At 65.4% G+C, this 14206-nt stretch carries 12 protein-coding genes; 6 read left to right on the top strand and 6 right to left on the bottom strand.

Features of this window, described 5'->3' with window-relative positions; translation table 11 throughout:
* Positions 1 to 71: 71 nt before the first annotated feature.
* The 3 genes from ACIGHN_RS10490 (at position 72) to ACIGHN_RS10480 (ending at position 4975) form a co-directional block, all read left to right on the top strand.
* Positions 72 to 1391 carry a Glu/Leu/Phe/Val dehydrogenase gene (locus ACIGHN_RS10490; RefSeq protein WP_396504304.1) on the top strand — a complete coding sequence of 440 codons (1320 nt, stop codon included), beginning with the start codon at positions 72 to 74 and terminating at the stop codon, positions 1389 to 1391.
* A 528-nt stretch (positions 1392 to 1919) separates the two neighbouring features.
* Positions 1920 to 3578 (top strand): class I adenylate-forming enzyme family protein, encoded by a 1659-nt coding sequence (locus ACIGHN_RS10485; protein ID WP_396504303.1) that lies wholly within the window; start codon positions 1920 to 1922, stop codon positions 3576 to 3578.
* The gene (locus tag ACIGHN_RS10480; RefSeq protein WP_396504302.1) at positions 3578 to 4975 is read left to right on the top strand and encodes an MFS transporter; all 1398 of its coding nucleotides are present in this window, start codon (positions 3578 to 3580) and stop codon (positions 4973 to 4975) included. The genes ACIGHN_RS10485 and ACIGHN_RS10480 overlap by 1 nt, the downstream gene beginning before the upstream one ends.
* A gap of 98 nt (positions 4976 to 5073) precedes the next feature.
* On the opposite strand, the gene ACIGHN_RS10475 is transcribed toward ACIGHN_RS10480, so the two are convergent.
* Both ACIGHN_RS10475 and ACIGHN_RS10470 read right to left on the bottom strand, forming a co-directional pair.
* Complete coding sequence (locus ACIGHN_RS10475; protein ID WP_396504301.1) at positions 5074 to 5898, bottom strand: EAL domain-containing protein; 825 nt, start codon at positions 5896 to 5898, stop codon at positions 5074 to 5076.
* Positions 5899 to 6008: 110 nt separating this feature from the next.
* Positions 6009 to 7118 (bottom strand): hypothetical protein, encoded by a 1110-nt coding sequence (locus ACIGHN_RS10470; protein ID WP_396504300.1) that lies wholly within the window; start codon positions 7116 to 7118, stop codon positions 6009 to 6011.
* Between the two features lie 256 nt (positions 7119 to 7374).
* On the opposite strand from ACIGHN_RS10470, the gene ACIGHN_RS10465 reads away from it, so the two are divergent.
* On the top strand, positions 7375 to 8016 hold the full coding sequence (locus ACIGHN_RS10465) for a hypothetical protein (RefSeq protein WP_396504299.1): 642 nt from the start codon (positions 7375 to 7377) through the stop codon (positions 8014 to 8016).
* Positions 8017 to 8019: 3 nt separating this feature from the next.
* Here ACIGHN_RS10465 and ACIGHN_RS10460 read toward each other — a convergent pair whose 3' ends face one another.
* Positions 8020 to 8529: a hypothetical protein gene (locus ACIGHN_RS10460; RefSeq protein WP_396504298.1), complete on the bottom strand. Its 510-nt coding sequence runs from the start codon at positions 8527 to 8529 to the stop codon at positions 8020 to 8022.
* Positions 8530 to 8774: 245 nt separating this feature from the next.
* Positions 8775 to 10121 (bottom strand): SH3 domain-containing protein, encoded by a 1347-nt coding sequence (locus ACIGHN_RS10455; protein WP_396504297.1) that lies wholly within the window; start codon positions 10119 to 10121, stop codon positions 8775 to 8777.
* Between the two features lie 615 nt (positions 10122 to 10736).
* Between ACIGHN_RS10455 and ACIGHN_RS10450 the strand changes: the two genes are divergently transcribed.
* Together ACIGHN_RS10450 and ACIGHN_RS10445 are read left to right on the top strand one after the other, a co-directional pair.
* Positions 10737 to 10871: a hypothetical protein gene (locus ACIGHN_RS10450; protein ID WP_396504296.1), complete on the top strand. Its 135-nt coding sequence runs from the start codon at positions 10737 to 10739 to the stop codon at positions 10869 to 10871.
* 82 nt (positions 10872 to 10953) lie between these two features.
* The gene (locus ACIGHN_RS10445) at positions 10954 to 11544 is read left to right on the top strand and encodes a hypothetical protein (RefSeq protein ID WP_396504295.1); all 591 of its coding nucleotides are present in this window, start codon (positions 10954 to 10956) and stop codon (positions 11542 to 11544) included.
* Positions 11545 to 11622: 78 nt separating this feature from the next.
* On the opposite strand, the gene yegQ is transcribed toward ACIGHN_RS10445, so the two are convergent.
* Both yegQ and ttcA read right to left on the bottom strand, forming a co-directional pair.
* Entirely contained in the window at positions 11623 to 13023 is a 1401-nt protein-coding gene (gene yegQ / locus ACIGHN_RS10440) for a tRNA 5-hydroxyuridine modification protein YegQ (protein ID WP_396504294.1), read from the bottom strand.
* A 189-nt stretch (positions 13024 to 13212) separates the two neighbouring features.
* A complete protein-coding gene (ttcA, locus tag ACIGHN_RS10435; protein ID WP_396504293.1) occupies positions 13213 to 14163 on the bottom strand; it encodes a tRNA 2-thiocytidine(32) synthetase TtcA in 951 nt (316 codons plus the stop codon).
* Positions 14164 to 14206 lie beyond the last annotated feature (43 nt).

Here is a 14206-nt window from a genome sequence, read left to right as displayed (position 1 = left end):
GCCTTAGACAGCGTGAGGGCACAGGCATAAGCTTCGCAGCCTGAACTGATCGATCCCACAAGGAACTCACCATGTCTTCATCCACCGGCGCCCCTGGCACCACCGCTGCGGGCGCCGTCCACAGCCTGCCCTCCTACCTGCAAGCCGATCACCTCGGCCCCTGGGGCAACTACCTGCAGCAGGTCGACCGCGTCACCCCCTACCTGGGCAACCTGGCGCGCTGGGTGGAAACGCTCAAGCGCCCCAAGCGCATCCTGATCGTGGACGTGCCGATCGAGCTCGATAACGGCACCATCGCCCACTACGAAGGCTACCGCGTGCAGCACAACCTGAGCCGCGGCCCCGGCAAGGGCGGCGTGCGTTTTCACCAGGACGTGACGCTGTCCGAGGTGATGGCCCTGTCGGCCTGGATGTCGGTGAAGAACGCCGCGGTGAACGTGCCCTACGGCGGCGCCAAGGGCGGTATCCGCGTGGACCCCAAGAAGCTGTCGCTGGGTGAGCTGGAGCGCCTGACGCGCCGCTACACCAGCGAGATCGGACTGCTGATCGGCCCCTCCAAGGACATCCCCGCACCCGACGTGAACACCAACGGACAGGTCATGGCCTGGATGATGGACACGTATTCCATGAACACCGGCGCCACCGCCACCGGCGTGGTCACCGGCAAGCCCGTGGACCTGGGCGGCTCGCTGGGCCGCGTCGAGGCCACCGGCCGCGGCGTGTACACCGTGGGTGTCGAAGCCGCCAAGCTGACCGGCCTGGCGCTCAGCGGCGCCCGCGTGGCGGTGCAGGGCTTCGGCAACGTGGGCGGCATTGCAGCCAAGCTGTTTGCCGAAGCCGGCGCCAAGGTGGTGGCCGTGCAGGACCACACCGGCACCATCTTCAACGGCAACGGCCTGGACGTGCCGGCCCTGCTGGCCCACGTGAAGACCCGCGGCGGCGTGGGCGGCTTTGCTGGCGCCGACGTGATGAAGCCCGAGGAGTTCTGGGGCGTGGACTGCGAGATCCTGATCCCTGCGGCCCTGGAAGGCCAGATCACCAAGGACAACGCAGGCCAGATCAAGGCCAAGCTCGTGATCGAAGGCGCCAACGGCCCCACGACCACTGAAGCCGACGACATCCTGAACGACAAGGGCGTGCTGGTGCTGCCCGACGTGATCGCCAACGCCGGTGGCGTGACGGTGAGCTATTTCGAGTGGGTGCAGGACTTCTCCAGCTTCTTCTGGAGCGAGGACGAGATCAACGCCCGCCTGGTGCGCATCATGCAGGAGGCCTTTGCGGGCATCTGGCAGGTGTCGCAAGAGCACAAGTTGAGCCTGCGCACCGCCACCTTCATCGTGGCCTGCCAGCGCATCCTGCATGCGCGCGAAATGCGCGGACTTTACCCTTGACCCCCTGAGCGGCTGCGCCGCTTCCCCCCGAGGGGGACGCACCGGGTGGACTGGCAGAGCCAGATCCACGGGTACGCTGGTAGGGGGAGCGCCCTGTGGTGGGGCGGTATGAGTTGAAAATGGCCCGGTCCCTTATTCGGGGGCTGGTCTTGAGAAAACCGCCAGTGCCGTGATCCGGTGCTGGCGGTTTTTTTGTCTGCGGGCCGGGGGCATGCGGTCTGGACCTGCGTGTTGCTGGAGCGGCAGTTGTAACTTCGAGGGTCGTGCGCAGGCTGACCAGGACGGCGCAATGACGTTCGGTGGCCGCTCCATTTCCGGTGATTTTCTGCACGGGTCAAGGCTGGGGTTGGCCTGCTGTTGCGCGGTGGTGACGCTGTTGGCGGCGCCACCGACCGTTTGACAAGGGAAACTTACCGCATAGGCGAAACGGAAACCAATAGATACGCATACGTACAAATCGTCATCTCTTGCTACGAGCAGTCGTGAAAAACTTCCTTGTTTTCTTCACGGCAATTTCGGGAGATTCCGGTGGCTTTACCTTCTTTGCGCAGTTTTGTGGCGCGCTTTCTCCTCAACCGCCTGCGCACCGCGCGCTCCGTGGCCCGCCTGGCCTACCGGAGGCACCCGCACAAGCCGGCGCTCATCGACCGGCGCGGCACGCTGACGTATGCGCAGCTGCAAGACCGCGTGTACCGGCTGCAGGCCTGGATGCAGGCGCAGGGTGTGAAGAAGGGCGACGTGGTGTTCACGCTGCTGCCCGAGACCGGCGAGCAGTACGAGGCGCGCCTGGCCACATTCGAGAACGGCACCATCTTTGCCAGCTTTCACAAGCACCTGCCGGCCGACGCGGCGCTGACCACCATCGGCCGCGTCAAGCCCACGGTGTTCATCCATGACCCGGAGCTGAGTGCCCCCATCCTGCAGGCCGTGCGCGAGAAGCTGCCCGGCCTGCGCACGCTGGCCATCGGCCCGGAGTACGAGCAGGCGCTGGCCCAGCACCCGCCCTCGCCCAGCACCGTGGATGTGCACGAGGACGATATCTTCGCGCTGCACATGACCTCGGGCACCACCGGGCTGCCCAAGTCCATCGGCTACAGCAACCGCAAATACCTGGACAGCGTGCGCTTCATCGCCCGGTCCATCAACTTCACGCCGCCGGTGGGCGGGCCCGATGTGAACATGCTGGGCCTGCCGCTCACGGGGCCGGGATCGGGCCTGGTGCTGCCCACGCTGCTGTCGGGCGCCGCGCTCGTCATGCCCGAGGACTTCAGCGCCACGACGCTGGCCGCCCTCATCCAGAAGCACCGCGTGTCGCGCGCCTTCCTCTCGCCCTCGGCCATCATCGACCTGCTGGACGAGCCCACGCTCGACCAGTACGACCTGTCGTCGCTGACGCATGTGCCCTACGGCTCGGAGATGACGCCCGCACCCAAGATCGCCGAGGCCATCCGCCGCTTCGGGCCGATTTTCCAGCAGGGCTACGGCTGCCTGGAGGCGCTGCCGCCCATCACCTGGCTGCTGCCGCACGAACACGTGGATGCCCAGGGCAACCCGCTGGGGCTGGAGGTGCTCTCCACCGTGGGCCGCGTCATGCCGGGCGTGCAGGTGGTCATCCGCAGCGACGACTTCAAGCCGCTGCCGCAGGGCGAGATGGGCCTGATCACCGTGCTGACACCCGTGCGCTTCGACGGCTACTGGCTCGACCCCGAGAAGACCAGCGAGACCCTGCGCGACGGCTGGGTGGTGATGGGCGACCTGGGCTACTTCGACAAGGCGGGCTACCTGCACGTGCTGGGGCGCAGCGCGGACCGCGTCTCGCGCAACGGCCAATTGCTCAACCCGCGCGAAGTGGAAGAGGTGGCGCACACCCACCCCTCGGTCAAGGAGGCCTGCCTGGTGCAGCATGGTGCGCAGGCCGTGCTGGTGCTGAGCCTGCGCCAGAGCTGGCGCAAGGAGCACGACTGGCGCACGCTGGAAGGCGAGATCGCGCAGTACCTGGTGCAGCAGCTGCCCGCCCACCTGCAGCCTGACGATGTGCGCATCGTCGAGGAGATTCCGCGCAGCTTCCTGAACAAGATGCTGCGCCGCGAAGTGCGGCTGATGCTCGAAGCCGCGCCGCCGCGCGCAGCCGCCCCTGCGCCCACATCCGCCGCAGTGCCCGCGTCCGTCTCGGCGGTGGCACCGTGATGCACCCCAGCCACGCGCCTGGCAGCACCACGCCATCGCCCCTGACCCTCGGCACCAAGCTCAGCTACGCGGTCGGCAACGTCGGCCTGCAGATGCTGGTCGCGGCGATGAATTTCATGCTCATGATCTTCTACACCGATGTGGCCCTGGTCGCGCCTGCCGTGGCCGGCGCGGCGCTGCTGGTGGGCAAGGTGTGGGACACCGTCAACGACCCGCTGTTCGGCTGGGTGACCGACCGCACGCGCTCGCGCTGGGGCCGCCACCGCGTCTACCTCATCTACGGTGCGATCCCGCTGGGCATTGCGGCAGCCGCTGTGTGGATGGTGCCGCCGGGCCTGTCGCCCGTGGCCGCGTTCCTGTGGATCGCCATCACGTACACGGTGTTCGACACGCTCATGACGCTGGTGCAGCTGCCCTACCAGGCCATGGCCGCGAACATGACCACCGACTACGACGAGCGCACCAGCCTCACGGCCTATGCATCGATGGGCGCGCTGATCGGCTTTTTTGCGGGCAGCGTGTTCATGCCGATCCTGGTGCGGGCCGCACCCGACGCGCGCACGGGCTATGCGCTGGCGGGCTCGTGCTTCGGCCTGGTGGCCGGTGTGGCCGTGGCCGTGGTGGCCTGGCGCGTGCGCGAGCCCCAGGGCAGCGCCGCACCCACCGCGCAGACCGAAGCCCCCGCCGACGCACGACCCATGTGGGACAGCGTGCGCGAGACCCTGCGCACCACGCTGCGCAACCGCCCCTTTTTGCTGCTGATGAGCGCCGCGACCCTGGTGCGCCTGGGCCTCACGCTGGTGCAGGCCTCGCTCGCGTACTTCGTGATCTACCAGCTGCAGGGCGACAGGGGCGACCTGCCCCGCTACATGGGCACGCTGCTCGGCGTGGTGGGCCTGTCGCTGTTCGTGTGGAAGTACGTGGTGGACCGCTGGGAGAAGAACTGGGCGTACGTGTTGGGCCTGGTGCTGTGCGCGGGCGGCCTGGTGGCGCTGTACTGGGTGGGGCCGGGGGACCAGCGCATGGTCATGGCCATCCTGGTCGTCATCGGCATCGGCATGGGTGCGCACTGGATCGTGCCCTTTGCCATGGTGCCCGACACCATCGACCACGGCCACATGCAGGCCGGCGAGCGCAAGACGGGCATGTACTACGGGCTGTACGGCCTGATGGACAAGCTGGCGCGCACGCTGGCCACGGTGATGGTGGCCGGCATGCTCGACGTGACCGGCTACGTGCCCAACGTGGCGCAGTCGGCCAGCGCGCTGCAGGGCATCACCCTGATGACGGGCGTGCTGCCGGCGGTGTGCCTGGTGCTGGCGGTTCCGCTGCTGGTGGCCTACCCGATCACCCGCGCGCGGCATGCAGGCATCCTCTCGCGCATGGGCTCATCCTGAGTCGCTGATTCGCTGAGCCACCGCACCGCCGACGCTGCAGCCCGCGCAATGGCCGGGCCTGCCGCCGGCGCGCCAGCAGGGCTGCGGCTGCGGCAGGGTTACGGACGCAGCGTGTCGAACGCCGCCGCGTCCAGCGCAGCCACCGCGCGAAAGGCCGGCCGGGCAAACAGGTAGCCCTGCATCAGGCGGATGCCCGTGTCGGCCAGGAAGTCGCGCTCCGCGCGGGTTTCGATGCCCTCGGCAATCAACTGGATGTCCATGTCCGCGCACAGGCGCACCAGGCTGCGCACGATGGCCTGGCGTGCCCGGTTGGTGTCCACGTGGCGGATCAGGTCCATGTCGATCTTGATGATGTCGGGCTGAAAGTCCGACAGCAGCTTCATGCCCGCATAGCCGGCGCCGAAGTCGTCGATGGCGGTGCGAAAGCCGCAGCGCTGGTACTCGCGCAGGATGCTCGCAAACCACGGGCCGTCTTCGACACGCTCGCCCTCGGTGACCTCGAAGATGATCTGCTCGAGCGGAAAGCCGTGCGCACGGGCCGCCTCCAGCGTGGTGCGGATGCAGACCTCGGGCCGGTAGATCGCGTTGGGCAGAAAGTTGATGGACACCGGCTGCGCCAGCCCCAGCCGCGCAGCGCCCTTGATGGCCTTGACCCGGCAGGACTGGTCGAACCGGTAGCGGTTGCGGTCGTTCACCTGCGACAGCACGGTCATCGCGCCTTCGCCGCCCGGGCCGCGCACCAGCGCCTCGTGGGCATAGACCTCGCGGCTGTGGACATCCACGATCGGCTGGTACGCGAAGTCGAACTGAAACCCCAGGCCCTCGCCCCTGCCGCAATCCTCGCAGTCCTGCCGTGTGCCCGCCAGCGGAACGAACCCGACGGGAAACGCGGCGTGGGCGGACAGGGAAGGAAGTGCGTACATGGCTGGGTGGTCCGTTCGGTTCGTAAATTATCAGCGCTGCACCTGCACGGCCGGGCCACCACTGCGCCCGCTGAAAGCACGCGCACAGCCCGGCGATGCACACAGGGGCTCTAGGCAGTGGGTGACGGCCCCACCGGATCGGCCGGCACCACGCCCCGCATCGCCAGGCAAAACGGCTGCACGCATTCGGCCCGCGCGGCGTAGGGGCAGCCCACGGTCTCGCACAGGCCGGACGCGCCGTTGCGTGCCCGGTCTTCCTCGCGCGGCACCTGGCCGCTGGCCTGCAGCACGGCCATCTGCGTCCAGGGGTCCAGGCGGCCGGCCTGTTGCTGCGCCAGCATGTCGCGGCCATACACGGTGGCCGCCAGCTGCGGCTGAAAATCCAGCACCAGCAGCGCGCTGGTGCGGGCTGATGCGGCATCGGTCCCCTGCAGCACCAGCGCCATCACGCCCGACTGCAGCGCCTGGCCCCCGCCCGCAAAGGGGACCTGCAGGGCGCCCCCGGGCAGCGCGGCGGCCGCGGTGGCTGCGGAGGGGGCTGCCTGCGCGGCCAGCCAGGGCACCGGCACGCGCAGCGTGAGCGCAAAGCCGCGCGGCCCCTCGGGCGTCTGCGCCGTGCCCTGGCGCACCAGCCAGGTCTGCAGCGGAGGTTGCTCCGGGTCGATGGAGCCGCTCTCCAGCGCCTGCGCCAGGCCCACCGGCCAGGGCTGCGCTGACACCACACGCTGCGGCGCACCGCTGCTGGCCGTGACCTGCTGCACCAGCGCGCTGACCATGCGCATCAGCGGCGCGCCGAGGCCGGTGGCCGGCCAGGCGGTGCCCGACGCGGCAGATGCAGCCCCGGCCGCCGTGGCAGACGTTGCAGGCGCCCCGGTGGGCAGCGGCGGCGGCGCGGGCATGCGCAGCGGCGCGGCGCCGGCTCTGGCACCACCCTGCGCGGCATCGGCCCCACCGCGCCGGGGGTTGAAGCCCGCCCCCAGCTGCTCGCGCGCCTGCGCCGAAATGCTGGCCTTGTCGGCCGGCACGGGCAGCGGGCTGGTGGGCGACGGGGGCGAGCCCGCGGTCGGAGGCGGCGCAGCCGGGTCGGCCCCGGCCGGCGCATGCGCCGCAGGTGCTTTGTCCAGGCCCAGCAGCGACGTCTGCCGCTGCAGCGCCGCCTCGGCCAGGAACTGGGCCACGGGCGGGAGCGCGCTGCGGGAGGGGTCGATGGGAAGGGCCATGCCAAGGATGCGGGGGATGGTGGATTCTGTAGCGATTCCTGCAGCCTGACCAGGGTGGGCGGCGACCCACGGGGCCGCGCAACCCGCCACCAACTCATCCGATCGGCCGGTGTCCACGCTCCCAAGGCATTAAGCTATTGAATTTATAGCGTCTGGCGCTCAACCAGAGCGCGGTACGGCGCATTTTTGCTTCAGAATCCGCTGTGCCTGCTCCGCCCAACACATTGTCGGTGGCAGCCCTCAGCATCCAACCGCCATGTCCCCGCGCACCATCGCACCGCACACCCCCCAGGCCTTCAGCCCAGCGCCCCACCCGTGGGTTGCGCCTGCGCTGCTGGGCGCGGTGCTGGCATTCCTGCTGCTCAGCGCCTGGGTTTTTGCGCCCGGCTGGGAGCGCGCTTTCCGCTCCGACAACTCGCCCGCATCGTGGCTGTCGAGCGCGCTGCTGCTCACACTGTGCATCACCGCACTGCGCCTGACGGCCGAGCGCTGCCTTTCGTGGCGGCTGGGCGTGTGGCTCACGGTGGCCTTCGGCGCGCTGGCGCTGGACGAGCAGTTCATGCTGCACGAGCTGTGGAAGTTTCGCTGCCACGAGTGGCTGGATGCATGCCGGTGGGGTGTCGTGCGCGAGGCGCCAATGTTGGCGGTGGCCGTGGTGGGCCTGTGCACGCTGGTGTGGCTGCACGGGGCTTTGTCGCACCGCACTACCCGTGGCTGGCTGTGGGCCGGTTTTGCGGTGGGGCTGTTGGCGATTGGGGTGGACCAGTGGCCGAATGTGCAGCCGCAGGGGGCGTGGCTGCCGGAGTTGCCTGAGTTGCTGGCTACTTTGGAAGAGGCGCTGGAGGTGGTGGCGGAGGCGCTGGTGCTGGCGGCGTTGTTGCGGCAACCGAAAGCCTAGGCCCTACCCTCGGGTTATTCGCGCCCGAACCATATCTTCCACACGCTCTCTCACGACAAACCGAACAATCCGTGACTGGATACTTCCCTGAAGTGCCATACCCGCAAAGACCGGCACAGCTGGTTTCCCAAGACTTCGCGAAATCGCGAAAACAGGCCCACCGCTAAAACCTGAAAACGTTGATAGGGGAGGAGGAGTGGGCACAGTCAGCTGGTGAATCCAAGGGCTCTCAGTAGGTCCGATGTAGTTGGCTTCTAGTGTGACAAGCCCTTCCACAACCTCTCCGCAGTCGTAGTCCACATAGGTATGGTCATTAGGAAAGCCCAGCACTCTAAATGGCGAGATCTCTCGGTAGCTCATCCAATCTCGCTCACTATGGTCAAGAGGAAGAATGGGTGTCTCTCCCAAATCTCCCTCCAGCTTCTGCAGGTTGAGTTCAACTACAGCAATGTCGAAATGGTCCTCGCCGTAGGCTTCGAGGGGCATGTAGAAAACATCAATCAGCTCGAACAAGCGGCCCTTTGGGCTGACGACACACAACGGGGAAAGATCCTCGTATGGGCGAAGTCCATGCCGTGTAGTGACCAAGAAGCATCTTCGGTTGAAACCGACAAGAAACGAACTTGCCCAAACACGGTGAGGGGCTTCCTCGATTCCTGTCTCGGCGACTAGAGGACGGACACAAGACTCCAGGCTTTTACTCAGGATCATTGCTGTGCGGCTTGATTCGTTCTAACACTCACCTTTTGCAGAGCGCCTCACGTGCACTCCTGGTCCACCCAGTACCCCGCTCTGAACCACTGCCCGTTGATGTTCAGGTACCACCGCCATTCAAAGACAGGCTCATAGCTCATGCTGCCCGGCGCGGGCACGTCGATGCGCAAGATGTCTGCCACACCGTCGCGGTCCAGGTCGATCACGTGCACCGTCACGGCGGTGTTTTTGCGCTGGGGCTTGTCGCGGATGGGCGGGTCGGCGGGCATCGTCCAGCTGGTGGCGTAGCGCGCGGAGCGCACCTTCACGGCCTCCGGCGGCAGCTTGCCGGGGACGACCAGGCGGGCCAGCACGTCGGCGGTGTCGGACAGTTTGGCGTAGCCGCGCACGGGCTGGGCCTCTTCGACGGGGTCGTTGAACGCGCGGCCGGGGTAGTGGCCGCCGCAGTAGTGGGCGTCGTTGCTGATGTCCCACATGCGCTGGCGCACGGCGTGCGCGCCCACCAGGCCCTGCTGGGCGATGGCGTACACGGTGAGTGGCGGGGCGAATGCCTGGTCTGCGGTGCCTACGTCCCAGAAGCCCGTGACGTACTCGATCTCGGGCCCGCTGTGGCGGGCGAAACGGCCCACGGGTGTGCCGGTGGGAATGACGCTGATGCGGGTGCCGGCCACGGCGGCCAGGCCGTCGGCATCGGTCTCGTGCAGCAAGGCCACGCTGTCGTGACGGCGAAAGTACGACGGGGCGATGGCGGGCAGTACCGGCCGTGCGGCCAGGGGCGCCACTGCCGGCAGGTTGTCCACCGCGCGGGTGGCGAGTTGGACATCTGCGAGCGGGTTGACGGGTGCGCCCCGGTCGATCTCCTGCTCGGGCCGCAGCAGTACGCCGGCCCGCATCAGCCTCTTGGCCGCGTCCCATTCGGGGCGCTGGGGGTACACCACCGGTGCGTCCAGCGCATGGGTCTTGGCCAGCGTCGCTATCTGCAGCGCGGCCGGCCGTGGCAAGGCATTGCCGTAGGCCCGCAGGCGGTTGGGCGATGGTGCCACCCAGAAGGCGCGGGCAGCGTCTTTGCCCGCCTGGGCCAGTGTGAGGGGCTGGTCGGCCAGCAGCTGGCACGACACATGGGCTTGCAACGGCGCCGCCAGCGCAGCGCCCAGGCGCGGGTCGCCGCGGTACAGCACGGCGCACCAACCGTCGCGCTCGACCAGTTGCTCCAGCACCGTGTTGGCGGGCACCTGGGCCACCACGCGGGCCTGGGGCTGGGCGGCGTCGCGCAGGTTGACCCAGGAGCCCTGAACGTAGCGCAGCTTGGCGAGTTCAATTGGTACGAGTGCAGTCGTAGGTTGGGGACATACGCTAGTGCTGAAGGCGGCAATAGCGGACAGTACGCCCAAGGCCCGAGCCCACACTCCGAGGTACGCATTGCTGCTGCGACACACCTTGCCACGGCGCGGATCGAAACTGGTATCGGATCGCTCCTGTGTTTGTGTGGGGATGCTTTCCTTCGTGATCAGTTTTAGCAACTGCCCGCAGAGCGGACTGAGCGATGAATTCGGTAGCGGCAACGCACCGAAGTCGCGCACTGGTAACGGTGCAAGCGCGGCGATGGGCTTTTGTTCGTCTAAGCCCAGCAGCGCAGATAACCGCTGCTGGCCTGCATTGATCAAGAGCCGCGCTGCATCAGGAGGTGCACCTGGGGAAGGATTGATAGTAAGGACCATGCGAGGCGGCAAATTTCGAGTTTTTTGTCTGGGCGATAGGACGCTGTCGTGCGCTTGATTCCTTTGCTCACCCTCAATGGCCTAGTTGGCAATTTTTCCGTGGCGCTATCGTAACTCTTGGTTTAACGTGACAGGCAACTGGGTCAAGGACGAATTTCTGACTCTTAAAAATTGTCGTCGCGCGATCAATTTCTAGACACCAGTGACTTGAAACGGAGACGTCTTGAAATCCAGGGCTCCAGCCTACCTGGAAATAAATAAAGGGCTGCAATTCTAAGGAGACCGTTAATGTCATCAACAGGACAGAAGCCGGGAGTTGGCAACTACACTTGCATCAAATGTGGTCAACGCATTTTTTTAAATGATTCCTCCGACACACTACCACCTTGCCCAAAATGTAGTGGAACTGAGTTTCGCCCGTAAAAAATATATATGAAAGACTGAAAAAGCAAGCCACCCATTTAACGGGCTGGCTTGCTTTGTTTTTCAAACATATAAACTTAATATGCTTTCCTCAAAACTCTACTCATCATTAGTTTACTTGGATCGTGATTATATTGCAGGCAAATACGAGATTACAACCGGTCTCTCCCCTCAATCACAAATCACCAAGGCGCAAGGAAAAAAAGCAGGTGCATCAATTCCGGTATTCTCAGCAGAAGTTAGTGCCACCGAGACACGTACGTTTCCAGTGTCGACTCTAGAAATGTTATCGCGTGTTTTGCCCGAATTAGAAAACGAACCGAAGCTCCACCCAGGTCTTTTTAGTCCCGCCATGACTTCAAAAATCGGTTGGCTTCAGGGCACCCTAGGCACAGTGACAGCATTTTCTTCCGTTGGAAATATTGGGACAGAGGGCCATTCCAAATCAAACGAGCAAGGATGTTTCACGCTACATGGCGATGTTAGTGTGACAATGATTACCACTCCAGACTATTTTATTTCCGGTTTGGATGCGTTATTGAAAATGCACAAGATTTTACTGCGTGATCTCAAAATGCCAGTGCGTGCTTTGGTCCGAGTCCTGGCAGCTAAAAACTACACCGACGACTGGATTACAATTCCTTATCTGATTTATGAGGAAGAAGTTCCCTGACTAACGGTGCGGCAACCTTCTTCTGGCTCTTCTAAAAAATCATTCAATCAGAAGAACTCTCTGTCGAGACTCGGCAATCTATTCCACCATCCGTGCCAACAGCGATCCGCTATAACGCGCCGCAAGCGGTATCCACACACGCACCGGGTTGCCCTGCGCCACGGCGATGCTCTGGCCGTCCACGTTGCGCATCTGCTCCAGCCGCAGCGTGAGGTTGCCGCTCGGGTGCACCACTTCCAGCAGGTCGCCCACGGCAAAGTGGTTCTTGGTTTCGACCTGCACCCAGTCACCGCTCAGGCCCGCTGCAGCCAGGCCTTCGGCGCCCAGCACTTCGCCCACGAACTGGCTGCGCTGCGTGGCCGAGTGGCCGTTGATGTAGTTCTGGTAGTCGTTGCTGGGGCGGCGCTCCAGCAGGCCGCCGGTGTAGCCGCGGTTGGACAGGCCTTCGAGCTCGATCAGCAGCTCGGGGTTGAACGGCCGGCCGGCCACGGCGTCGTCGATGGCGCGGCGGTAGACCTGGGCGGTGCGGGCCACGTAGTACAGGCTCTTGGTGCGGCCCTCGATCTTGAGCGAATCGACGCCGATCTGCGCCAGGCGCGCCACGTGCTCCACGGCGCGCAGGTCCTTGCTGTTCATGATGTACGTGCCGTGCTCGTCTTCCATGATGGGCATCATCTGCCCGGGGCGGCCGGCTTCCTCGATGAGGTAGACCTTGTCGGCCTTGGGGTGGCGCTCGCCGTTGCCGGTGGTCGATGCAAAGGCCTGTTCGGCCTTCTGCTGCGCGGCCTCGAAGTTGAAGTCGCCCTCCATCTTCTGGGCGATGGCTTCGCCCGTGGTGGCGTCGATGTCGGCGTCGTGGGTGGCGTAGTTCCAGCGGCAGGCGTTGGTGCAGGTGCCCTGGTTGGGGTCGCGGTGGTTGAAGTAGCCGCTGAGCAAACACCGGCCCGAGTACGCGATGCACAGCGCGCCGTGCACGAAGACCTCCAGCTCCATGTCGGGGCATTCCTGGCGGATTTTCTCGATCTCGTCGAGGCTGAGTTCGCGCGACAGGATGACGCGCTCCACGCCCATCTTCTGCCAGAACTTCACGGCCGCCCAGTTGGTGGTGTTGGCCTGCACCGAGAGGTGCACCACCTGCTCGGGCCACTTCTCCTTGACCATCATGATCAGGCCCGCGTCGGCCATGATGAGGGCGTCGGGCCGGCAGTCGATCACGGGCTCGATGTCGCGCAGGTAGGTGCGGATCTTGTCGTTGTGCGCAATGAGGTTGCTGGTGACGAAGAACTTCTTGCCGCGCGCATGGGCCTCGCTGATGCCTTGGCGGATCTGCTCGAGCTTGAACTCGTTGTTGCGCGCGCGCAGAGAGTAGCGCGGCTGGCCGGCGTACACGGCGTCGGCGCCGAAGTCATACGCGGCGCGCATCTTGTCGAGCGAGCCGGCGGGCAGCAGGAGTTCGGGGGCTTTGAGGAGGGTGGTCATGGGGTGCCTCTGGATGCGTGGTGAGGGCGGATGAGGACGGACGGGTGCGGATCTGCCCGTTCACACCCCACCCGTTCGGCCTGAGCCTGTCGAAGGCTCGCACCCGGCTTCGACAGGCTCAGCCCGAACGGTCCGGGGGGTGCAAACGCAGTCAGTAAAACCATGGCGATGGAGTGCATCGGACAGGGGTCAGCGGGGCATCACCGACAGGCCCGCCAGCGTGCCCACGGCCTGCGCTGGAAACTCTGGCGCATCGAACGCCTTGTCGCCATCGGCGTCCTGCACTCCATTGGGCACAATGCCCTTGAAGTCGAAATGGCGCGGGTCCATGAAGTGCGAAGGCACCAGGTTGCGCAGGGCCACGGCCATGTTCTCGATGCGGCCGGGGTACAGCTGCTGCCAGTCGCGCAGCATCTGGCCGATCTGCTTGCGCTGCAGGTTCTCCTGGCTGCCGCACAGCGTGCACGGGATGATGGGGAAGGCGCGGATGTCCGCCCAGCGGCTGAGGTCGTCTTCGGCCACGTAGGCCAGCGGGCGGATGATGAGGTGGTCGCCGCGGTCGCTCTGCACCTTGGGCGGCATGCCCTTGAGCTTGCCGCCGAAGAACATGTTGAGAAAGAAGGTCTGCAGCATGTCGTCGCGGTGGTGGCCCAGCGCGATCTTCGTACACCCCAGTTCGTCGGCCACGCGGTACAGGATGCCTCGGCGCAGGCGGCTGCACAAGCTGCACATGGTCTTGCCTTCGGGGATGTGCTCCTTGACGACGCTGTAGGTGTCCTGCGTTTCGATGTGGAAGGGCACGCCCACCTTCGCCAGGTAGTCGGGCAGCACATGGGCCGGAAAGCCGGGCTGCTTCTGGTCGAGGTTGACGGCGATCAGTTCGAACTTGTGGCCGTTGCGCTGCTGCAGCATGCGCAGCACGTCGAGCATGGCGTAGCTGTCCTTGCCGCCGGAGACGCACACCATGACCTTGTCGCCGTCTTCGATGAGGCCGAAGTCGCCGATGGCCTGGGCGACCTGGCGGACCAGGCGCTTTTCGAGCTTGAGCGCGGCGTGGGCGGCGGCTTTCTCGGCGGCGGCTGCGCTGTCTTCTGCGCTGGGGACCGCAGGCGTTTCAAGGAGGGTGGCGGGTTCGGACATGGAAAAGCAGGCCGGGGTGTGGGGCAAGGGAAAAGACAAAGTT

It is taken from the genome of Acidovorax sp. NPDC077693 (genome assembly GCF_044542805.1).
Lineage (GTDB): Bacteria > Pseudomonadota > Gammaproteobacteria > Burkholderiales > Burkholderiaceae_C > Acidovorax.
The sequence above is the reverse complement of the archived record's forward strand: the minus strand, read 5'-3'. Positions and strand labels throughout refer to the sequence as shown.